The 22,571-nt window shown below is 51.5% G+C and carries 20 protein-coding genes; 17 read left to right on the forward strand and 3 right to left on the reverse strand.

Features of this window, described 5'->3' with window-relative positions:
* Positions 1-69: 69 nt before the first annotated feature.
* Positions 70-831, forward strand: coding sequence for a glutamate 5-kinase (proB, locus tag A3850_RS09125; RefSeq protein ID WP_068215819.1), 762 nt, complete (start codon positions 70-72; stop codon positions 829-831).
* A 43-nt stretch (positions 832-874) separates the two neighbouring features.
* On the opposite strand, the gene A3850_RS09130 is transcribed toward proB, so the two are convergent.
* The 3 genes from A3850_RS09130 to A3850_RS09140 all read right to left on the reverse strand — a co-directional run bounded on the left by A3850_RS09130 (position 875) and on the right by A3850_RS09140 (position 3,478).
* A complete protein-coding gene (locus A3850_RS09130; protein WP_068215822.1) occupies positions 875-2,386 on the reverse strand; it encodes a DUF4173 domain-containing protein in 1,512 nt (503 codons plus the stop codon).
* A gap of 118 nt (positions 2,387-2,504) precedes the next feature.
* The gene (locus A3850_RS09135; protein ID WP_068215824.1) at positions 2,505-2,831 is read right to left on the reverse strand and encodes a transcriptional regulator; all 327 of its coding nucleotides are present in this window, start codon (positions 2,829-2,831) and stop codon (positions 2,505-2,507) included.
* Positions 2,828-3,478 (reverse strand): hypothetical protein, encoded by a 651-nt coding sequence (locus A3850_RS09140; RefSeq protein ID WP_068215825.1) that lies wholly within the window; start codon positions 3,476-3,478, stop codon positions 2,828-2,830. Before A3850_RS09140 ends, A3850_RS09135 begins: the two co-directional genes overlap by 4 nt.
* 158 nt (positions 3,479-3,636) lie before the next feature.
* Between A3850_RS09140 and A3850_RS09145 the strand changes: the two genes are divergently transcribed.
* The 16 genes from A3850_RS09145 to A3850_RS09220 all read left to right on the forward strand — a co-directional run bounded on the left by A3850_RS09145 (position 3,637) and on the right by A3850_RS09220 (position 22,453).
* Positions 3,637-4,275 carry a UpxY family transcription antiterminator gene (locus A3850_RS09145; protein WP_068215827.1) on the forward strand — a complete coding sequence of 213 codons (639 nt, stop codon included), beginning with the start codon at positions 3,637-3,639 and terminating at the stop codon, positions 4,273-4,275.
* Positions 4,276-4,389: 114 nt separating this feature from the next.
* Positions 4,390-5,400 (forward strand): NAD-dependent epimerase/dehydratase family protein, encoded by a 1,011-nt coding sequence (locus A3850_RS09150; protein WP_068215828.1) that lies wholly within the window; start codon positions 4,390-4,392, stop codon positions 5,398-5,400.
* Positions 5,401-5,437: 37 nt separating this feature from the next.
* A complete protein-coding gene (locus A3850_RS09155; RefSeq protein ID WP_068215830.1) occupies positions 5,438-6,772 on the forward strand; it encodes a hypothetical protein in 1,335 nt (444 codons plus the stop codon).
* A complete protein-coding gene (gene rfbB / locus A3850_RS09160) occupies positions 6,769-7,833 on the forward strand; it encodes a dTDP-glucose 4,6-dehydratase (protein ID WP_068215833.1) in 1,065 nt (354 codons plus the stop codon). The genes A3850_RS09155 and rfbB overlap by 4 nt, the downstream gene beginning before the upstream one ends.
* 460 nt (positions 7,834-8,293) lie before the next feature.
* On the forward strand, positions 8,294-9,166 hold the full coding sequence (rfbA, locus tag A3850_RS09165) for a glucose-1-phosphate thymidylyltransferase RfbA (protein ID WP_068219615.1): 873 nt from the start codon (positions 8,294-8,296) through the stop codon (positions 9,164-9,166).
* A gap of 95 nt (positions 9,167-9,261) precedes the next feature.
* Positions 9,262-10,959: an ABC transporter ATP-binding protein gene (locus tag A3850_RS09170; protein WP_082921720.1), complete on the forward strand. Its 1,698-nt coding sequence runs from the start codon at positions 9,262-9,264 to the stop codon at positions 10,957-10,959.
* Positions 10,960-10,967: 8 nt separating this feature from the next.
* On the forward strand, positions 10,968-11,906 hold the full coding sequence (locus A3850_RS09175; RefSeq protein ID WP_068215834.1) for a UDP-glucuronic acid decarboxylase family protein: 939 nt from the start codon (positions 10,968-10,970) through the stop codon (positions 11,904-11,906).
* A 62-nt stretch (positions 11,907-11,968) separates the two neighbouring features.
* Complete coding sequence (locus A3850_RS09180; protein WP_082921721.1) at positions 11,969-13,309, forward strand: nucleotide sugar dehydrogenase; 1,341 nt, start codon at positions 11,969-11,971, stop codon at positions 13,307-13,309.
* Between the two features lie 42 nt (positions 13,310-13,351).
* On the forward strand, positions 13,352-16,009 hold the full coding sequence (locus tag A3850_RS09185; RefSeq protein WP_068215836.1) for an SLBB domain-containing protein: 2,658 nt from the start codon (positions 13,352-13,354) through the stop codon (positions 16,007-16,009).
* A 24-nt stretch (positions 16,010-16,033) separates the two neighbouring features.
* The gene (locus A3850_RS09190) at positions 16,034-16,954 is read left to right on the forward strand and encodes a glycosyltransferase family 2 protein (RefSeq protein WP_068215838.1); all 921 of its coding nucleotides are present in this window, start codon (positions 16,034-16,036) and stop codon (positions 16,952-16,954) included.
* Positions 16,955-17,221: 267 nt separating this feature from the next.
* Positions 17,222-18,283 (forward strand): N-acetylneuraminate synthase family protein, encoded by a 1,062-nt coding sequence (locus A3850_RS09195; protein ID WP_068215840.1) that lies wholly within the window; start codon positions 17,222-17,224, stop codon positions 18,281-18,283.
* Positions 18,284-19,078: a cytidylyltransferase domain-containing protein gene (locus A3850_RS09200; protein WP_068215842.1), complete on the forward strand. Its 795-nt coding sequence runs from the start codon at positions 18,284-18,286 to the stop codon at positions 19,076-19,078.
* Positions 19,079-19,080: 2 nt separating this feature from the next.
* Positions 19,081-19,539 carry a YhcH/YjgK/YiaL family protein gene (locus A3850_RS09205; RefSeq protein WP_068215844.1) on the forward strand — a complete coding sequence of 153 codons (459 nt, stop codon included), beginning with the start codon at positions 19,081-19,083 and terminating at the stop codon, positions 19,537-19,539.
* Positions 19,540-19,647: 108 nt separating this feature from the next.
* Complete coding sequence (locus A3850_RS09210) at positions 19,648-20,559, forward strand: polysaccharide deacetylase family protein (protein ID WP_068215846.1); 912 nt, start codon at positions 19,648-19,650, stop codon at positions 20,557-20,559.
* A gap of 194 nt (positions 20,560-20,753) precedes the next feature.
* Entirely contained in the window at positions 20,754-21,743 is a 990-nt protein-coding gene (locus tag A3850_RS09215; protein WP_068215847.1) for a sulfotransferase, read from the forward strand.
* Positions 21,743-22,453, forward strand: a complete 711-nt coding sequence (locus A3850_RS09220) for an SGNH/GDSL hydrolase family protein (protein WP_068215848.1) — start codon at positions 21,743-21,745, stop codon at positions 22,451-22,453. The genes A3850_RS09215 and A3850_RS09220 overlap by 1 nt, the downstream gene beginning before the upstream one ends.
* The last annotated feature ends 118 nt before the right edge of the window (positions 22,454-22,571 follow it).

The following is a 22,571-nucleotide window of genomic DNA, read 5'->3' on the forward strand; positions in this document are numbered from 1 at the left end:
AACTGGCTCGTCTTCTATCTTCGCCGCTGCAAAGGGCCATGAATACCATGGAGCCCGATCGCCTGGCGTATGTATAGATCCGTTGTAATCAAGGTAGGTACTAATGTGCTGACACGGCCCGACGGCCGGTTGGACGTAACGAATATCAGCCATTTGGTTGATCAGATTGCCGCGCTAAAGCGAGCGGGGGTTTCCCTTGTACTGGTCTCTTCGGGAGCCGTAGGGGCGGGCCGGGAACTATTGACCGTCGGGGAGGAGTTCGGCGACGTCGCCCGCCGGCAGGTACTCAGCGCTATCGGTCAGGTACGGCTTATGGAGTTGTACCGCCAATTGTTTGCGGGCCACCAATTATTGTGCGCGCAAGTACTGGCCACGAAAGGAGACTTTCGCGATGAACTCCACGCCGACAATATGCTGAATTGCTTCCGGGCGCTCCTCCACGATCAGATCGTGCCGGTGGTGAACGAGAACGATGTGGTGTCCGTCACCGAACTCATGTTTACGGATAACGACGAACTGGCTGGCCTTGCCGCACGGATGCTGGAGGTTGATGCCCTAATCATCCTCTCCAGCGTGGACGGGCTCTACGATGGCCCGCCCGACGCTTCGGAGAGCCGACTGATTCGCGAAGTGGCGGCGGCGGATGAATCCGTGCACAGCTTCGTGCAGGAAGCCAAGACCAGCTTTGGCCGCGGCGGAATGGCAACGAAGCTGCGGATTGCGGGGGAAACCGCCCGGGAGGGCATCCCGGTCCTGCTTGGTAATGGCCGGGCCCCGAACATCCTCGAAGCCTTGCTGACGAAGGAGTGGCCGGGGACCCGCGTATCGTAAGCCAAGGGAAAGGTACCAAAGAGTGGTTTCAGCTAGGAGCCCGCTAACGCCACACGTTAGGATGGGGGACCATTTGGTTAACTCGATACTGGGCGTAATTCCAGGAACGCCAGTCTGCGTAGCGATAGGTACTCGTGTAGCGGCGTTTATCGCCAACTACGTCTACGGCAATGGCTTTGGGGTGGGTATAGAGGAGGAAGTCGTTGCGGCCGCCGAAACCGTAATAGAGATAATCCCAATCAATCTCTGTAGTGTCCTGGGTGCTCAGGTTATAGCGGGTGATCACCCCGGCCCAATTGATGGCGCCGAAGAGTAGTAGGCTCAACCAGAGAGCCATCCCGTTGCTGTGCAGCAGGTAGGTCAGACTAAGTTGTTGAGTTACCTTTCGGTAGAGGGTGAGCAGTCCAAACGCCAAAATCAGGAGGGCAATGAAAACGTAGATTCGACCAATGGCAAGGCCGTAAGCATCCACGTAATGGTAATTCCGCAGGCCAACGGAAAGGAGCAGGAGGAAATTCTGGGCCACCCAGGCGACGGCAAGTGGCTTCAGCCCCGGCGTAGCGAGAAAGTTGAGGCTCCCCCGGAAGAAGTAGAGGATGACACCCATCGCTAGGAAGATGGAGGCGATGAGATGAGTCGTACCCGCGTGTACGTACTGGCTGAGGGTGGCGGCGGTCAGCTCGTCCGTACTCAACCACACGTAACGTAGGTCGGCCAGGTTAACGGTCAGTAACAAAACGTTGAGGATGGCCAAAGTAGAGATGGCCAGACGTGCCTCCCGTTTCAATTTTTTATAGGTCCTGAAGGGAGGTAGAAGTACTTCGAAATCAGACTGATGGGGAGCTAATTCATCCGTAAACCCGGCCTGTAGGTCGACGAGGCTTGACTTGCGCGTCTTCACAAGCGTAGCCGTCGCTATTACTGCCCCGAGGAGCATCAGTAAAAGTGTAGGCAGAAGGGTAGATGAAAGCTCAACGTCAGAGAAGTATAGACTGATCTCGCCGAAGAGATCTCCCAGGGCAGCGTTACCGAGCAGGTAGAAAAGGAAGAAAGGGGTGGCAATTATCAGTGCTGCCAGAACGGGGCCGAGTTGCCGATAGAAGCGTGTGGTCCAGGAAGCGTCGTGGTTGCTATGGAATTTTTTCAGCCGGGGCAGTAGTCCTGCGGTAAGGTGGAAGCAGCCCAGGAGTAGTCCAAACCAAATGAAGCGCAGTTCCCGAGCTTGCACGCACCCCACGAAGAGCAAAAGGCTGATGTGGTGAGCCACTAGGCTGGCCGGGGAGTTCACGATAACGACTGCCACTGCACTGAAGAGCAGTCCGCCCGTTACCCACGGGAAACTTCGGTATTTAGGCAGGTCCGGTCGTAAGCGGAGGGCCGTCAACAACAAGAGAGTGTCGAAGATGAGTACGTTCAGGCCCAGTTCGTAATGGAAGAAGAGGAAGGCATAGCTTGCGGCCAGGCCTAGAGTGGCAATCAGCGACTTGGAAAGGGATGGGGCAATGGCGGCTGTTTCGCCTTGCGTAGTGCTTTGAATTTCAAAGTTATGGTCCATAGGATTGGAATTTTTTAGTCGGTAAAGTGATGTTTTTGTTGCTTGCCAATTAACGGGGCACCTGCGGCAGCGACACGCAGTGAGTCGCGTACTTAATCGGGGCGCCCCAATTGGCTGCTTAATTATCGATGCGCTTGATGAAAGCTTCGAGTTCCGCTAAATGTGCTTCGAAGGCCTTGCGGCCAGCCGGGGTGGCGCGGTAGCTGGTCTTGGGCTTGTCGTCGACAAACTTCTTCTCGACCTGCACCTGGTGCTCTTTGACCAGCGCCTTGAGGTGAGAGGCGAGGCTGCCGTCCGTCAACTTAAGTGCTTTGCGAAGTTCGACGAACTCTACCCACTCATTGACCATCAGCAGGGCCATGATGCCCATCCGCGTACGGTGGTTGAAAAGTTTATTGAGGCCACCGATGTTGATGGCGGGATTTTTAATGCTAACGTCTTTCATGCTTGGTCGTATTTGCGGTACATCCAGGCACCGTAGATGATGTGGCAGACCCCGAAACCGAAGGCCCAAAAGTGAAGGCCGTAGCCGATAAAGAAGCAGGAGATGAGGCCGAGGATGACCATCACGTAGCCGAGCGTGCTCAATTCTTCCTTAGCGTAACCGCTACCGTTGAGCAGGGCTAATCCATAAAAGGTAAGGGTTGCCGGCGCGATGAGCCCTCCGTGTTCGTGGTAGATCAGGGCAACGCAGAATACGCCGCCGACAACGAGGGGGACCAGCAGGTGGAAGAACAATTTGTACCCTTTATCGTCGAGAATAACCTGCCCGAGCCGGCTGGCCCGTTTGGAAGTGAAGTAGTACCCACCCACAAAAGAACCCACCATAACGGTAGCGGCCACGCCCAGAATGAAGGGTAGGGGAGCAATCCCCCACGGATGTTCGGATACTAATCTTAGCGAGCGGTTGATAAATACTACATCCTGACCGGCGGCAAACTGGTAGGCGGTAATCAACAACGCACCCGTCAACGCCAAGCTACCGGCGCAGATGCCGGAAAGACCACTTAAACCAATGAAGTACCGGGACCGCTCCATGAGTGAGCGAATTTCCCGAAGGTCACTGATTGGCGTCGAGATTTTCTTAGTCATAAAGAACTTTGAGTTGCAAAGTTAATGCCGGGCGTACTACATTTGCAAACCAATTTCACGGTTATTACTGCGTTTGACGTAGCGAATGCCGTAACCTGATCAGGGACTTAGTCCCGCTCATTCTTGCTACCTTCGCGCTTACCAGCTCTCTACCTTTAATGTCCTTAACTATCACTACGCTAAACCACCGATTGCGCGCGCGCGTCCCCTCCCGGACGGACGATCTGCACGTCACGGAAAAGCGTTGGTTTGCCGTCAGAACCTCCAGCCGCCACGAGAAGCGGGCCGTGCAGGAATTGCGCAAAGCAGGTATCGAGGCTTACATCCCTTTGCGGGAAAAGGTCGTCCAGTACGCCAGCAAAACCGTTAGTCGAGAGCTGCCCCTCTTGACTGGATACGTATTCGTACGCATCGTATTGGCGGAAGAGCTGACCGTTCGTAAAGCTCACTATACCGCAGGGTTTGTTACCCTCGGGCGGGACCGCCGCCGAGTCCTGGACGAAGAGATCGAGGTGCTGAAAAAACTAAGTACGGACCGGCAACTGGACTGGGTGGAAGTGGAGGAAGCGTTTGCCTTCAAACCGGGCACACCGGTTGAAATTATTTCCGGGCCACTGGCTGGCGTCCGCGGTACGTACCAGGACAAAAAATCTAAGAAACGTTTCATCATTTCTCTGGGTGGCCTCGGGGCCTGCCTGGCTACGTGCGAGATCGACCCCCGTCTTTTGGCGGTCATCGGATCGGACCAGCCCTTGCCGGAAAGCCATTCCACGGAGAATACAAAACCTCTTTGGTAGGATCACCAAGCCGATTATCAGTAAGGATTTACGTGCCACCCGGGTGGTTAGGGGTGAGCGTCTTCGACGCTTGGACGCCGGAGGCCTATGCCTTCACCAAAGCTTTTTCGCCCAATGATCTTAGTAACCGGAGCGGCGGGCTTTATCGGCCACCACCTCATTAATGCGCTGGCTACGGCCGGCCACGAGATCATTGGGATCGATAACCTGAATAACTACTACGACCCCCAGATCAAGCGGGACCGTTTAGCAGAAGCCGGGCTCGATCGGAAGTCCGTTGAAGAGGGTGGGGCGGTAGTCAGTACCCGCTTTCCCAATTACACCTTCCGCAAGTTGGACCTGACCAACTCCCGTGGTATGCAGCGGCTCTTTGATACTTACCCCATCACTAAAGTTTGCAACCTCGCCGCGCAGGCGGGCGTGCGATACAGTATCACCAACCCCCAGGCCTACGTAGCCGCAAACGTGACCGGGTTCGTCAACGTGCTGGAAAATTGCCGGCGCAAGGAAATTGAACACCTCGTTTACGCCAGTTCCAGTAGTGTGTACGGGCTCAACGAAAAGGTACCCTTCAACGAGAAGGACCCGGTTAACCACCCCGTCAGCCTTTACGCGGCTACCAAGATCAGTAATGAGTTAATGGCTCATACCTACAGCCATTTGTACGGATTCCCCACCACGGGGCTGCGCTTCTTTACGGTGTACGGACCCTACGGCCGGCCGGATATGGCCTACAGTCTCTTCAGTGATGCCATCCTGAACGACCGGCCCATTAAGGTATTCAACCACGGAAAGATGTCGCGCGACTTTACCTACGTGGGCGACATCGTGGAGGGCGTACGGCGGGTGCTGACCATGCCCATCCCGGAGCGGAAGGGAACACCCAATACCGTTTATAACATTGGTAATGGCAGCCCCGTCAGCCTGCTGGAGTTCATCGAGACGATGGAACGACACCTTGGTAAGGTGGCCCAGAAGGAGTACTTAGGTATGCAGCCGGGCGACGTCGAGAAAACATTCGCCGATACCACGGCACTGGAGCGAGACTACGGTTACCGCGCGCAGACGAGCCTCGATGTGGGCATCAAGTCATTCGTGGATTGGTACAAAGCTTACTACGGATAGTCAGGTAGCTCTTGAGCTATCCTGCTACCACCCTAGAATGAAAGCCAAAAAGCGCGTATTGATCATCACCTACTACTGGCCACCCAGTGGGGGAATCACCGTGCTGCGCTGCCTCAAGATCGCCAAGTACTTGCGGGATTACGGTTGGGAGCCGGTGATTTACACCGCGAAGGATGCTCATTATCCAACCATCGACCCGAGCAATGAAAAGGACGTGCCAGAGGGACTGGAAATCATTCGCCAACCCATTTGGGAGCCCTACGCGTTGTACAAGAAATTCGTAGGGAAACCGGCGGATGAGAACGTCAATAATATCTTCTACACCGACGATAAGGACGGCGGCTGGAAGCATAACCTGGCGGTTTGGGTCCGTAGTAATTTCTTCATCCCCGACGCTCGCGCCACCTGGATCAAGAGTTCCGTCTCGTTCCTTACTCAGTACCTGCGGCAGCGCCCCGTGGACGCTATATTTAGCGATGGCCCACCCCACACGAACACTCGAATCGCTAACCTCGTAAGTAATGCGACGGGCACCCCCTGGCTAGCGGATTTTCAGGATCCCTGGACGCAAGTCGACTATTACCAACTCCTCAACCTTACCGGTTGGGGCCGCCGCAAACACGAGCGGATGGAGCAGGAAGCCTTCGCTGGTGCTACCAAGATGAGCATCGTTAGCCCTACCTGGAAGAAAGAACTGGAGGCAATTGGTGCCCGCAATGTCGGCGTGCTGCCCTACGGCTACGACCCCCAGGATTTTGCCCATCTGAAGCGCACGGCGCACGAAAAATTTACGCTCATTCATTTGGGCATTATGGGGTACGACCGGAACCCGGTAGTACTCTTTAAAGCCATCGCTACGCTGAAGGAAGCCGATCCCACTTTCGCCGATCGTTTTGAACTGCGCTTATTCGGGCAGGTCGACTACCGCGTGAAGGAGGCCATGGAAGCTACCGGCATTGAGGACATCGTCAACTTCGCGGGGAACGTCCCGAGAGCCGAAGCCTTGCAGCAAATGGTGGATTCCCACCGGCTTTTACTGTTACTGAACCAACAGGATAATGCGCAGGGTCGCATCCCCGGTAAACTCTTTGAATACCTGGCGGCGCGCCGGCCCGTTTTGAATTTTGGGCCAACCAACAGCGACGTTGCCGGTATCCTGAACGAAACCGAGAGTGGGCAAACCTTTGCTTACGACGCCGAAGTAGCTGAAGTAACTGAGGCGCTGCGCCGGGCCGACCGGGCATTTCGGAAGGGAGAAGCCACGGAAGTTGGTGGCAAGGGCATCCAAGCCTACAGCCACCCCGAACTCGTGAAACGCCTCGCCGGCTGGCTCGATGAAATCACTGAACCCTCAACGGTAACCGCGGCATGAGCCAACTAGAAAAAACAATCCTCGTAACCGGCGGCGCCGGATTCATCGGTAACCACGTGGTGCGCCGGCTGGTAAAAAACTACCCGCACTACAAAGTCATCAACCTGGATGCCCTCACCTACGCCGGCAACCTGGAAAACGTGGCCGACGTAGCCGATGCGCCCAACTACAGCTTCGTCAAGGCGGACATTACCGAGTTGGAAGAAGTAAGGGGCGTCTTCGCCGTCTACAACCCGGACATCATCATTCACCTCGCCGCAGAGAGCCACGTGGATCGTAGCATTGAGGACCCACTCGTATTCGTCAAGACCAACCTGATGGGGACGGCCACGCTGCTGCAGGCGGCCAAAGAAGTCTGGAACGGCCAGTATGACGGGAAGCTTTTCTACCACGTGAGTACCGATGAGGTTTACGGTTCGCTGGGCGAAACCGGATTCTTTGTGGAAACGACTCCTTACGATCCGCGCAGTCCCTACTCGGCCTCGAAGGCCGGTAGCGACCACCTCGTGCGGGCTTGGGGGCATACTTACGGGATGCCGATCGTACTGAGTAACTGCTCGAATAATTACGGCCCTTACCAGTTTCCCGAAAAATTACTGCCACTCTTCATCAACAACATCAAACACCTGAAACCACTGCCCGTCTACGGCAAAGGCATCAACGTGCGCGACTGGTTGTACGTGGAGGATCACGCGCGGGCCATCGACGTCATCCTGCATGAGGGAAAGCACGGCGAGACCTATAATATTGGTGGCCACAATGAGTACCGCAACATCGACTTAATTCACCTGTTGTGCGAGGTAATGGACGCCAAACTGGGGCGCGACCCGGGCACTAGCGCCGGCCTCATCACCTACGTCACGGACCGCGCGGGGCACGATATGCGTTACGCGATCGATGCGACCAAACTACAGAACGAACTGGGCTGGACGCCGAGTCTGGAGTTCCGGGAAGGGTTGGAGAAGACTATTGATTGGTACTTGGGTAATGAGGAGTGGATGGAGCAGGTTACGTCCGGAGCATATCAGAAGTATTACGAAAAGATGTATGGTGATGCTTAAGCTCCGGTTGACACGCGCTACCACGCTGCTACGAATTTCGCAGGAGAGGTAGAGTGAGGGAGAACTAGAGGAGACTGGATCAGGCCACCGCCCATTACACGCTCATACTCTAAATCTCTACCTCTGCTGCGAAACAAAATATTGCCCAGTGGCAATACACGATTAAAGAAAAGAGTCGCTAGACCGATAAATATTTGCTACACTCTCGTACTCTAATGCTCTACTTCTTCCTGCGAGAAGTCATCAATGCACTCTTGAAACCGAGCTGCCGCACTGCCGCAAATTTCGCAGGAGAGGTAGAGTGGGGGAGAACTAGAGGAGACTGGATCAGGTCACCGCTCATTACACTCTCATACTCTAAATCTCTACCTCTCCTGCGAAACAAAATATTGCCCAGTGGCAATACACGACTAAAGAAAAAGGCGTCACACCAAACCGCTAAAAACCCAGACTTCCGATAATGAAAGGAATCATTCTCGCCGGCGGCTCCGGCACGCGCCTGTACCCCATTACTAAGGGGGTTTGCAAGCAGCTCATGCCGGTTTACGATAAGCCCATGATCTACTACCCGCTCAGCATCCTCATGCTGGCTGGTATCCGGGAGGTGCTCATCATTACGACGCCGGAGGACAATACGGCCTTTCGAAATCTACTCGGAGACGGATCGGAACTAGGCTGCAGCTTTGAGTACGCCGTGCAGGAGGTACCTAACGGCCTCGCCCAGGCTTTCGTCATCGGCGCGGATTTTGTTGCCGGTGGCCCGGCGGCCTTGGTGCTGGGGGACAACATCTTCCACGGCGCTGGCCTGAGCCAATTGCTGCAGGAGACCGCCAAGATCACGTCTGGCGCCCGCGTTTTTGCTTACCCCGTCCACGACCCCGAGCGGTACGGCGTGGTGGAGTTCGATGATAATAAAAAGGCACTCTCCATCGAAGAGAAGCCCGCGAAGCCCAAGAGCAGGTACGCCGTGCCGGGGCTTTACTTCTACGACCATCGCGTTACGGAAATTGCTAAAAATATTGCTCCCTCGGCCCGCGGTGAGTACGAGATCACCGACGTTAACCGCAAGTACCTGGAAATGGGGGAGCTCGAGGTTGGCGTCATGGCTCGCGGAACGGCCTGGCTCGATACTGGTACTTTCGAGAGCCTTCACGATGCGGCGGAATTCGTACGCGTCATCGAGAAACGCCAGGACTTCAAGATCGGCTGCATTGAAGAGATTGCCTGGCGCATGGGTTGGATCGACGACGATGCTTTGCGTGCTATTGCGCTGCCGCTGGTGAAAAGCGGGTATGGCAAATATTTAGTTGGGTTGTTGGGGGACCAAGCCTGAGCATTGAGACAATTATCAAAGACTTATTTGGCTACTTCCAGTTTTTTCGAAGCTACCTGGGTAACGCCCTGTACTTCGCGTTTACCGGTAGCCTGTTGGTAGCGGTACTGGATGGGATTGGCCTGGCCATGTTCATCCCACTACTGCAGAAAATAGCCGCCCCTACGGCGGATGCAGGCGCTAATCTGGGAAAGCTCGCCATGGTAGTTGAATGGCTGGAGGGAGTTGGAGTGGACTTTAATCTGACCGGTGTCCTCCTCGTAATTCTCGGCTTCTTTACGGCGAAGGGCATTATCCGTTTTCTGGTGCAGTACTACGAAGTGCAATTGAATAAACGTTTTGCTAAACGGCTGCGCAACATCAACGTCGACCTCCTAGCTGGATATAGCTACCTCGATTTTGCGAAAATGGATGCCGGAGCCCTGCAGAACAGTTTTAACGCTGAAGTGCTGAGGATTCACCAGGCTTACCAACAGTATTTCGTTGCGCTGAAAAACGCCGCCATGGCCGTTGTTTACGTGATACTGGCCTATCTGGCTAACCCAGGGTTCGCGCTCCTGGTTATTCTGCTTGGCGTTGTGGCTAGTTTCTTATTTAAGAATCTCTACCGCCTATCAAAGCGGGCATCAGGGGAAATCACTGCTGCCATGTCCAACTTGCAGGGATTACTGATCCAGAGTATTAACAACTTTAAGTACCTGAAAGCGACCGACCTTATCAATCAGTACAAAGACCATTTGAAGGGGGCCATCCTGAATTTGGAGACCCAGCAACGTAAGGTGGGCCTTGTCAATGCCATTTCTGCCGGCGTGCGGGAACCACTGGTGATTGGATTGGTGGTCTTTGCTATTCTCGTGCAAGTAAAATACTTCGGGGCTCCTTTCGGTGAGCTCGTCCTGGGTTTACTCTTCTTTTACCGCGGCCTCAATAACGTGGTGAGCGTGCAAAACAGCTACGGCGTCTTCCTTGGCCTTTCGGGCAGTATTGATGGGATGCAGGCACTGTCACTTAAGCTACGGGAAGGTCAGGAAGCTAAAGGGGGCAGCACGTTTCAATCCACTGGGTCGGGGATTCAACTCCGCCAGCTCCAATTTGCCTTTAAGGACGAGCAAGTACTGGAAAACTTGACCTTAAATATAGAGGCGAAGTCCAGTCTGGGCATCGTAGGAGAAAGTGGGGTAGGGAAGACCACCCTGGCGAACGTACTCGCGGGTTTGTACCCGGTTGCCCCCGGTCAGCTCTTCGTAGGTGGCCAGGACCTTACCGAGGTAGATCTGGCAAGCTACCGCCGAAAGGTGGGCTACGTCACACAAGAACCACCGATTTTCAGCGACTCTTTGTTCAATAACGTGAGTTGTTGGGATGTCGATTCTACAGCCACCCGGGAGCAAGTTTGGCGGGCGCTCGAACTGGCCAATGCCGCTGGTTTCGTCCGGGAGTTGCCGAAGGAGCTTGACGAAGAGATCGGTATCAACGGTCTTCAACTCAGTGGTGGCCAGCGGCAGCGCCTGGCCATCGCCCGGGAGGTTTACCGTAACGTGGAGTTGCTGCTGCTCGACGAGGCTACTTCGGCACTCGATACGAATAGCGAAGAGATCGTCCGGGAAAACCTACGTGGCCTGGCGGGCCAGTTTACCACCGTCGTGGTAGCGCACCGCTTGGCGACCGTCCGGGAGGCGGACCAGATCCTGTTCCTCGAGCCGGGGGGTGGTTACCAAATTGGTACCTTTGCGGCGCTTTTAGAAACATCCGCCGGCTTTCGCGAGCTGGCCCGGTTACAGACCGACAGTTAAATCCAGCTATGAAAAGAGTTCTCATCACCGGTGCGGCCGGTTTTCTGGGTTCCCACCTGTCGGATCGCTTCCTCGCCGAAGGCTACGAGGTAATCGGAATGGACAATTTGCTGACGGGATCGATGGACAACATCGCCCACCTGATGCCACGCGAGGACTTCACCTTTTACCACCATGACGTCAGTAAGTTCGTGCACGTACCGGGTGAGTTGGACTACATCCTCCACTTCGCGTCTCCCGCCAGCCCGATTGACTACCTGAAGATGCCCATCCAAACCTTGAAGGTAGGGAGCCTCGGCACCCACAATCTGCTGGGACTGGCTAAAGCGAAGGGCGCCCGGATGCTCATCGCCAGTACGAGTGAGGTGTACGGCGACCCGCTCGTCCACCCCCAACGGGAGGACTACTGGGGCAACGTTAACCCCGTTGGCCCACGGGGTGTATACGACGAAGCCAAGCGGTTCCAGGAAGCGATGACGATGGCTTACCATACCTACCACGGTTTGGAGACCCGGATCGTCCGCATCTTTAATACCTACGGCCCGCGGATGCGCATCAACGATGGCCGGGTACTGCCCGCTTTCATTAGCCAGGCCATTCGTGGTGAAGGCCTTACGGTGTTTGGGGACGGGAGTCAAACACGGTCCTTTTGCTACGTGGATGACCTCGTTGAAGGCATCTACCGGTTACTGCTGAGTGACTACCCCCAGCCGGTCAACATTGGTAACAGTGACGAGATCACCATCATGGACTTTGCCAAAGAGATCCTTGAACTCGTAGGGAATAAAGCCGCTTACCTCGACCACCGTCCACTGCCGGTAGATGATCCTAAAAAGCGCCGCCCGGATGCGAGTCTGGCGAAAAAGGTGCTGGACTGGGAGCCCACCGTCAGCCGGGCGGAGGGCCTTCGGCGGACGTTACCTTATTTTTTGGAGGCCGTCAAATAGAGGCCCCTTCTCAGTTGCTGCCTACAGCTAACAGATTTTGACTTTACCCAAAACGCCCCTGAATGCATTTCAATAAAGGAACCACCTCCACCGAAATGACCCCGCAGCGCTTGCAGGACCTGCTTGACAGGAAGTCCGCCGTATCGGTCATTGGTCTTGGCTACGTTGGTTTGCCCCTGGCGCTAGAGTTGGCGAAGAAATTCCGCGTAGTCGGCTTTGATATATCGGCCCCCCGGGTAGAAATGATGCGGAACCGGCAGGACCCCAGTGAAGAGCTAGAACCGGAGGCTTTTGATAATAAGGACATCCTTTTTAGTTCGGACCCCGCAGACCTGGCGGATGCTACCTTCCATATTGTGGCCGTGCCCACGCCGGTAGATGAAAGCCGGACGCCCAACCTCAAGCCTCTACTCGGTGCCTCGGCAACGGTGGGCAAGGTTTTGAAGAAGGGGGATATCGCCGTTTTCGAATCCACCGTTTACCCCGGTTGCACGGAGGAGGATTGCGTCCCGATCCTCGAAAAAGAGAGTGGCCTAACCTACCTGAAGGACTTTGGGGTGGGATACTCTCCTGAAAGAATCAATCCGGGAGATAAAGAACACACGGTAGCCAATATCTTAAAAATTGTGAGTGGGAGTGACCCCGAAACACTCCGGATCGTATCGGGTGTTTATGGCGAGGTCATTACCGCCGGCCTCTACGAGGCCAAGACCATTAAGGTAGCGGAAGCAGCCAAGGTGATTGAGAACAGCCAACGGGACGTGAACATCAGTTTCGTCAACGAGCTCAGCGTCATCTTCAGTAAAATGGGAATCGATACCCAGGACGTGCTGGAGGCAGCCGGCACCAAGTGGAATTTCCTTCCATTCCGGCCCGGTCTGGTGGGTGGCCACTGTATCAGCGTAGACCCGTACTACCTATTGCATAAGAGCGTGAAACTGGGGTACGATCCCCAAGTCATTGCCAGTGGCCGCCGGGTGAACGACCAGATGCCGGGGTTTATCGCCAAAGAATTGGTACAGCACCTGCTGAAGGTCGATAAAAACCCTAACCAAAGCAAGGTCCTTATGCTGGGGGTCACCTTCAAGGAAAACGTTTCCGATATCCGGAACTCGAAAGTAGTGGACGTCGTACGGGAGCTCATGGATTACGGGGTGAACGTGCATTTGTACGACCCTTACGCCAACCCGAACGAGGTTGCCCACGAATATGGTTTGACGATGGTGGATGAGATTGGTAAAAATTATGACGCCATCGTCGTAGCCGTGGCGCACGATGAGTTTAAAGGCCACGACCTGTCCTTTTTCAGGGGAATCAGCAACGGTAATTTGATGCTGTTCGACCTAAAGGGTATCTACTCCCGGGATGAGTTGACCCAGGGGGAAACCATTTGGCGGCTGTAGCCACCTTCCCTCGCGCCTCCACCTATCCATTAAAGAAAACGAATGATGATCAGAGTTTTCCTATTGTTTTTTACCCTACTCGCTTTGGCACCTGCGGCAGCGCAAACTCCGGCGATTGATGGGCGTGCTGCGCTCCTGACTGAGTTAGAAACGCGCAATGTGGACGTAGCGGAGCTTCGCCGGCGACTGCAGACGGAAGGAATTGAGTTGGACGCATTAACTAATGAACAATTAGTGGCAGCCAGACCGCAAATTGAGGGGATCATTCGGGAGATCCAGCTAGAGCGAGAAGCTGCGGCGCCGGCCCCGGAAGTCCAGGTGACTACCACCGAGAATGGTGATGGCGAGGGCACGAAGGAAACTAGCGTTGAAATAGTGGAGGTTACCCAGGAGGAGTTACCGGAAAGTGCTATTTACGGGCATGATATTTTTCGCAATAAAAGCCTGCGGGTTTATCAAGCTGGAGAAAATATAACCGCCCCGGACAATTATCCCCTACAAACGGGAGATGAATTGGCCGTGACCATCTTTGGAGCCAGCCAATCTAACTTCCTGCTCACCGTTGGGGATGATGGCTTTGTCACTTTCCCGAATGGGCTTAAGCTTACTCTGGAAGGAGTGACCATCAACCAGGCGAAGGGACTGCTCGAACGAAGATTACGGCAGTTCTACACTTTTCAGCGGGGGCAGCTAAGTATTATCGTCCAGCGTACGCGCGCCGTTGCGGTAAATATATTTGGCGAAGTGGAGAGTAACGGCACGTACTCGTTGTCATCAGTAAATACCGCTTTTAATGCCCTTGTAGCCGCCGGCGGGCCAACAGAAAACGGTACGGTGAGGAACATTCAGGTCATCGATGGCGGCAACACAACCGTAATTGACGTTTACGATTTTTTGCGAAATCCCCAGCCCTCCGCCGAGATTTTCCTGCGAAACGGAATGACCATCTTCGTACCACCATCGGGGATACTGGTCGAACTTGAAGGCGGCGTCCGTCGCCCACTTTTCTATGAAATGCGGCCGGAAGAAGGGATAAGTGACCTAATTACTTTTGCTGGTGGGGCCACCGCCAGAGCGGAGACGGGAGCCATTCGAGTGACACGGTACACGAACGGAACGCTGAAAACGATCAACGTTGATCTGCAGCAAAACCCAGGGTTTCGGCTGCAAGATGGTGACAGAGTCATCGTCCCACAAGTAGAAAACCCACTTGATGAGTTTGTGTCGGTAGAGGGTGCTGTCCTGCTAGAAGGCCGTTTTGCCTACGAAGAAAATTTGACTATCGGCAATTTGGTCGAAAACGCTCGTTTACGCCCCGGAGCGCGCCGTGATGTGGCCTTCGTCTACCGTGCACAGGATGATGGCACGTTTGCACTACAAAAACTAAACCTTTCGGATGGCTCACCCGATCTTAATATTAGCGTGAGGAAGGGAGACCGCTTACGCATCCTTACCCAAGCGTCCTTTTTGGACGGAGGGGAGGTAAGCATTGCCGGTGCCGTACGCGCGGTGGATACCATTGCCTACCCAATCGATGGTGGCCTGAACTTAGAAGAATTAATCCTATTGAGTGGTGGGCTACAGCGAAATGCTGCCGATGAGGTCATCGTCGTCCGTACCCCACCCGAGAATAGGGAGGAGCGGCAGTACCTCCGCCTTTCTCTCACTGAAGACCAACAATTTGAGCTACTCCCGGGTGATGCCGTGACGGTATATAGCCGCGAGCGCTTTACCGATCCATTTGAAGTGAAACTGGGTGGGGCGGTACGCGACCCGGGTACTTACCGATACGATCCATCTCTGGGATTGGACGATCTATTTGTACTGGCGGGTGGCTTTACTCCCGCCGCGGCACTGGATAAGATTGACGTCTTTAGACTGAAAACTTTCGACAATGAGGCGACGCAGACACTGACGACCACGCTGGTGGTGGATTCTACCTTTAATATCCTAAGTAGTTCTGATCCTGATTTTATTTTGCAGCCCTACGATGTGCTGGTGGTCCGTAGGATTCCAGGTTTTGAGCCCATCCGTACGGTTGAGGTACAAGGGCAAGTTCAGTACCCCGGGGAGTACGCCATTGACGTTGCCAATATGCGGTTGACGGATCTAATTGCAAAGGCTGGAGGTATAACACCCGACGCTTTTCCTCCCGGAGGTACGCTTTTCCGTCGAGATGCTCAGATAGGCCTGATTGTCATCCAGCTAGATGAAGCCTTGAGCAATTCTAACATTGCTTCCAATATCGTGCTAAAGGACGGTGATATTTTGACCGTTCCCCGTGCCAGGGATTTGGTAAGGATCAACACGCAGAATACAAAGGCCAATAGTATTTATATCGATTCGCTGTTGCGACGCGACCGGATCAATATTGCTTATGACGGCAAGAAGGATGCGAAGTGGTACGTGGAGAACTATGCAGCCGGCTACGCGGATGATGCCTGGAAGCGGTCTACGGTAGTAGAATATCCAAATGGTGAGGTCAAGGCCACCAAGCGATTCTTGTTCTTTAACAACTATCCGGATATCCGCCCTGGTTCCATTATTTCCGTTTCGGAGCGGCCGGAGCGCAAGAAAAGGGAGCGGCGCGTCCGCACTGAGCCACGCGAAAAGGTGGATTGGGGCAAATTTGCCCGTGATACGATCGCTATTGCTACGAGTACAATCAGCTTGATCCTGCTGGTTGATCGCTTGGATTAGGAGTCTCCTGAGCCACTAATAGACATGAATTTTCACATCATTATCCCCACGCATAAGCGCAACGACCTGCTGAAGGTATTGTTGGACTCTCTGGTGGTGATTGATTTAATAAGCCTGGAGGGTAAGTTGACCGCTACGGTCGTGGAAAATGGTAGCCACGTTTCGGAAGAGCTAGTGGCCCGGTACGAAGGTGCTCCCTTCCCCATTAAGTACCGCCACCTGGAGCAGGGGAATAAAAGCGCGGCGCTCAATGCAGTGATCAAAGAAACGGCCTCGGATACTTTCTTGCTCTTCTTTGATGACGACGTTATCCTGGACGCTGGCATCATTACAGCGTACGTGAAAGCCATCGCTACCTTTGGCGATCAGTATTTCTACGGTGGCCCGGTACGTGGCTATTACGACGAAGAGCCTGCTCCGTACTTACTAAAGTACTTACCGGAGAGCGCTGGTAGCTTCGTACTTCCTCAATGGACGGAGCCTACTGACATCAGTAAGGACCGTAGTACCATGCTGGGTGCTAACTGGGGGATATTGGCCAGCGTACTGCTGACCAACGGCACTTTTGACCCGCAAGTCGGTCCAGGATCCAAGAAAGGTATTCGTGGGCAGGAAACGGACGCTATGCGCCGGCTGGTAAGTGCCGGAATAAAGCCGGTGTACGTCCCTGGAGCGGAGGTGCAGCACTACGTGCCCGCAAAGGTGTTGACGGAAGAATGGCTGGTGGATCGTTTTACGAAAACGTTTACTTATGCGGGTAGCCGGCGTAAGACGCCGACGATTATTGGAAGAGAACTGGCGCGGCTGGTACTTAGCTACGGCGCAAAAATCAAGGGTGAGATAACTGGCCAGCCCGAAGATGTCTTAAAAGCCAAAATTACCGCCGCCAAGAGTAGGGGATTTTTTGCGGGGCTTGGCCATTCCTGGCTAACGAAGGGCCTCTAGTAAATTTAGGATCGTCCAGAGCGATCACGTAACTTACGACTGATGAATAATCAAAGTGCCAGGTACGGAATCATCAAGATTTGGACCTTCTTCAGGAGGTGGTTGCGGTTGGAATGTGCTTGCTGCTGAAGCGGTATGTATTTTTGCTATTTGTTATGGCTGTTAGTGGGTTGATTCTTGACAGTACAGTAATATTTAGTAGATAGCTGTAGAACCTACGGCTTTGAGGAAACGCAATTAGCCACCAAACACCCAAAGCGCTAAACTATGATACCGAATACAATACCCTATTTAATTGGAGAGACAGCCTTTCATCATCAAGGTGACGTGCCCTTCCTGGAAGAGCTTATAGCGAATGCCGTAGAAGTAGGCGTTGACGCCATGAAATTCCACCTAACGATTGACCTTGATGACTACATGGTTTCTAATCATGAGGCAATTGAAGTTATTCGCCCCTGGTGTCTGAGCGCCAACGATTGGTCTACAGTTCTACCCAACGTCATTGAGCAAAGCTTGGATCTAATATTGCTTTGTAACGATGTAGCAAGTTTGAGATGGGTCAATGATAGCGCAATTCCGGTGAAGGCGATTGAACTACATGCTACTGGCCTAAATGACTATTTCCTACTGGAGGAAGCGGCTAAGTTTGAGCAGACGGTGGTCTTAGGAACGGGAGGGTCGACGATCGAGGAGATTCAGTATGCCGTAGACTTCTTGAGAAATCGAGGCAAAACGGACATATTCTTAATGCATGGCTTTCAAAATTACCCTACCGACTTCAAGGATATCAATCTTTCCAAGATGAGGTTGCTTGCCGGCCTATTTGATCTCCCCGTCGGGTACGCCGATCATACTGATCCAGCGGACCCTGATAACGAGGCCATTAGTGTCATGGGAGCAGCCGCAGGATTTAACGTGCTTGAAAAACACTTCACCCATGCATTTGGGGAAAAGAGAATAGATGCTCAGGCAGCAGTGTCAGTTGACCAATTGAGAAATGTTAAGCGTCTCTTAGGTAAAGCTGTTGCTGCCTACGGGTTTAATGATTTGAGAATGTCAGCCGCGGAGAAGAAATACGGTGACACAGGACCAATGAAAAAGGCCATTGTTGCCAGAAGAGAGATCAAGAAAGGCGAGACAGTTAGCATCGAGGATGTTGCCTTTAAAAGAACGAACGAAAGTGCACCATTGAAGCAATTGGACCTCCCCAAACTAATTGGCCTAAAGGCAGCTACAACAATCGACAAAGATACCTTCATTGATTATTCAAACGTTGAGTACGTGTACCAAAGCAACGAAATCTCTCAATTTAAAAATACCGATAGCTAGATGAATATTGGTTTCTTGATCACCGCGCGGTTGAAGTCCTCCAGACTACCGCTCAAGCTGTTGAAAGATTTGGGAGGGCGCTCAGTCGTAGAGCGGGTCATCGATCGTACTAAGCAGGTTAGTTACGTCAACGATATTGTACTCTGTACTTCGACTAATCCACAGGATCGACCTTTGGCAGATCTCGCCCTGAAAAATAATATCTACTACTTTCTGGGTAGTGAAGAAGACGTACTGAAGCGATTAGCGGATGCTGCCGACTTCTTTGAGATGGACTGCTTCGTAAACATCACGGGGGAAAACCCACTGTTTTCTATTGAATATGCAAATCTGATTGCAGACAGCTTGAGGACGGGGCACTATGACTTTGTATACCTAGAGGGATTGCCTATTGGATGCGCGTGCTACGGCTTAAACACGAAGGCCTTGAAGGTTATTTGCGAGGTCAAAAAGGAAGTAGATACTGAAATATGGGGGATGCTGATCAACCGGCCGGACATATTCAGGGTGAAAAAGATCGAAGTATCGCCCGCTTTTAACATCGGTGATGTCAGAATTACCACGGATTACATCGAGGACTATCAGATGATCCAGAAGATATACAGCAACTTTCCAAATGCGCACACGCCTTCGTATTTCGAAGTCGCGGAGTTGTTGAAACGGAAGCCTGAAATTTTGAAGATCAACGCCATGAGGAAACAGCTCGCGTTAGATCCACAGGTAATAAAAAGAATTGATACATTCTATACCGAACATAAAGACATGGTTTTAGAAATGTTGAGCAAAAGAAACTAAGTATGATCATCGATAAAGTAGAAAATTTGGACCGATATGCTCTCTCAGAGGACTTGAGGGCAGCCATTAAGGAAAATGCCAAGACTGATACGGAGCATTTTGAAAGGGGAAAATTTGATATAGCGAGCGACGACAGTTTGTTCGGAATCCGGCTGGAATATGACACTAAGGATGAAGGCGAGTGTTTGTGGGAAGCACACCGTAAATATGTTGATGTGCACCTCATCCTAGAAGGAGAAGAAATGGTATTCGTAAATGACATTCAGAGTATGAAGAGTTCGAAGCCTTACGTGAATGCCGATGACTATGAACTCTTTGTAGGAGAGGCGAAGGATGAGGTTGTCCTTAGGAAAGGAATGTTTTTGGTCTTATATCCTAATGAGGTGCACAAGACCAGCGTACATCACGCAAAACCAAATCAGGTGTCCAAAGTGGTACTCAAAATGCTTGCGTTGCGGTAGCAGGATTTTAAGACTACAGAAATGAGTGCACTTTAAGACAACCTACGAGGTTAGTCATAACACATCCTAATTCCAACTACTACTACGCAAGTTCACAAACTACACTCTATGGCAAAGGGAATACTATTTCATCACTTTCATGACGCAGCAGATAAGCAAGCAGTTGTTCTGCCAGGATCGATTGAGAAGAAAGATTTCAAGCGGATAATAGAGCGAGTTAAGGAAAAATACTATCTGAATGATGCAGATGAATGGATCGAAAAAGCGAGACATGGCGGATTGACGAACAAAGACGTATGCCTGACCTTTGATGACGGAATAAGGAGTCAGTACAGTATTGCTAAGGAGGTGATGGATGAATACGGGGTAAAAGCATTCTTTTTCATCTATTCCGGCATGTACGTTGGAGAAACACCAAGATTGGAAATATACAGGCTCTTTAGATCCAAGTTTTTTTCCAGCTTTGATGACTTCCTTGAGCATTTTCTAGCGAAAATGAAGCAAGAGCAAGACGTGGAAAAGATCCTGGAGCAGTTTCCTGAAGAGTACTTGTCTCAATTCTCCTTCTATTCTAGAAATGAAAGAAGATTCAGGTACATTCGGGATTTAATACTTTCACGTAGTGCCTACAACCGTATCATGGATGCGTTGATAGCTGAGTTTACTACCATCGAAAAACTGTCTGAAAGTGTTTGGATAATGAAGGATCAACTGGTGGAACTAAGTAACGATGGACATACTATCGGTCTTCACTCCGTTTCACATCCAACGAAGATGGAAATACTGGATGACTCAACTCAGTACGAGGAGTACTTTAATAACAAGAACCACTTGGAGGCAATAACGGGTAAAGAAGTCGTTTCGATTGCTTACCCGTCCGGCTCATACAATAAGTACACGCTAAAATTGATGAATGAATTAGGAATTCAGGTTGGTTTCCGAGCTGATGAAAGGGCTGGAGATCAGTTCTTGTTAGAGACTCCGAGAATAGATGGAATTGATGCGCTTAGTCGGCTTTAGAATACCCATCCTGCTGATAGATAGAATGTAACGTCAGAATCTTGGAAGGTTTACGAACATTAAATTATCCGTTAAGGCCTTGAGTAAGAGCCCTGTGATTTTGGGTGGACGCCTATCACTTGATTGATATTGGGCCTTAAATTAATCCTTAAAAAGTATAGCTTGAAGGGCAAGCCTGATAGTAAAAAGACCTTTTGGTTGTACTGCAAATGGGGCATCACGAAATGGCCGAAAGCTTAGAAGATAATGCTATGAATAATATTTTCATCACAGGACTATGGAGAAGCGGTACCTCACTCTTACTACGATTGTTTGACTCTCATCCCCAGATTTTTGCAATGCCAATTGAGACTGGGATCGTTGGTGTACTCGAGAAAGATCCTGAATATTTGGATAAGCTGAAGAATTGTCAGAGTAGTTACCAACTTCTAAGTTTGATCTCCAGCAATCCTGTATTTAGATTTCAGGACATCATCCGGGGGGCAATTAGTGGGCTGTCTTTTTCCAGGACAAAGGATCACTATCCTTTTGACTTTGATTTTGAGCTATTTGCTACTTCATTTTTTGAGGTTTTAAGGGACCATTCGTCTCTCAATAAGATTGTTTACGGGTACTACGAGTCTATACAAAAAGCCTGGATCAGTCAAAAAGGAGCCGATGAGAAATCGACTTTTGCTATACAAAGGGCGCACAGAATCGAGAAATACCCGGGTGAGGATAGTGTTCGATTTTTGATGCAAAACGTTGACAGTATGGTCGTGTTTGAACTGATTCGTGACCCGGTCTTTCAAATCGAGTCCGCTTTGAGGAACGATCCTGGTTTGACGCTTGCTCAGGCAGTTGTTTCCTGGGCCTACTCCTATGACGTGGTAAAACAAAGAAGCCGAGCATATCCTGAAATGTACAAGGCCATTCGGTACGAAGACCTAGTGGAAGATACGTCATCCACTATGAGGCAGCTGGTAGATTTAGTCGGTATCGAGTGGAATGAAGTACTGACTAAGCCCACCTTCAGCAGTCATAATTGGAAGCCTAATTCGGATATTAACACCAATTCAGGAATAAGAAGGCGATACAAGACGAACCTGTCTACACAGCAATTAAAGTACATTCAAAACAGCCTGCATCATCATAGATCAGAACTGAGCTATCCAACGATCAGTGACATAATTACGATTAATTAATGGGCGCAAAGAAAAAGGTAATTGCTATCGGCGATTCACTGGCTTTGCCAGGCCACGGTAATGGTTACGAAGATACCTGGATTAAAAAAGTTAAGACTAGGTTTCCCGCTTGGGACTTCATAACCGTTTTTAGACGCTCCACCACGACTAATGTTCTGGTGCAATCAGGAGGAGGTGGAGACAACTCCAAAACTCCACGTGGATCTGATTGTCTGGAATACTATCAACCGAATATAGTCATTACAAACCTAGGGATTGTCGATTGCGCACCAAGGTTGTTCTATTCAATAGAGAATAAGGTCGTGAAACACATGCCAGGAAGCCTTAGGAAGCCTTACATCAAGTTGATGAAGAGGATCAGAAGTAAGAGCCCAAAAAAAGCTTACGTTTCCATTGGTAAATTTGAGCACAACTGGACTACCTACTTGTCAAGGTGTGAGGCTATAAATGTTGAGAAAGTCATTATAATTGGAATTCCCCATCCCGACGAGAATATGGTCAAACTAAATCCTGGTATAGTCAAAAGTGTGAAGGCATACAACGAGGTTTACGAAGGCTTGAGCCGTAAATTCAATTTTGTTTCTTTGATCTATCCTTTGGATTCAACCAGGTACGATTTTACCATTTTTGATGATGGGTATCACCCAAATCCTTCCGGCAACGAATTAGTATCGAATGAACTAGAGCTTATATTGGCATCCCATGCCTAAAGCTGTACAGGCTCGAGGAGTGGGTCTATTCTCCAACACGTATTTGTCTATAATTATGTTCCGCATGGAGCGTTTGTAGTTTACAACCAAGGCAGCAGTTTGCTAAGCCGCTTTTTTG

It is taken from the genome of Lewinella sp. 4G2, from assembly GCF_001625015.1.
In the GTDB taxonomy this organism is placed as follows: domain Bacteria; phylum Bacteroidota; class Bacteroidia; order Chitinophagales; family Saprospiraceae; genus Neolewinella.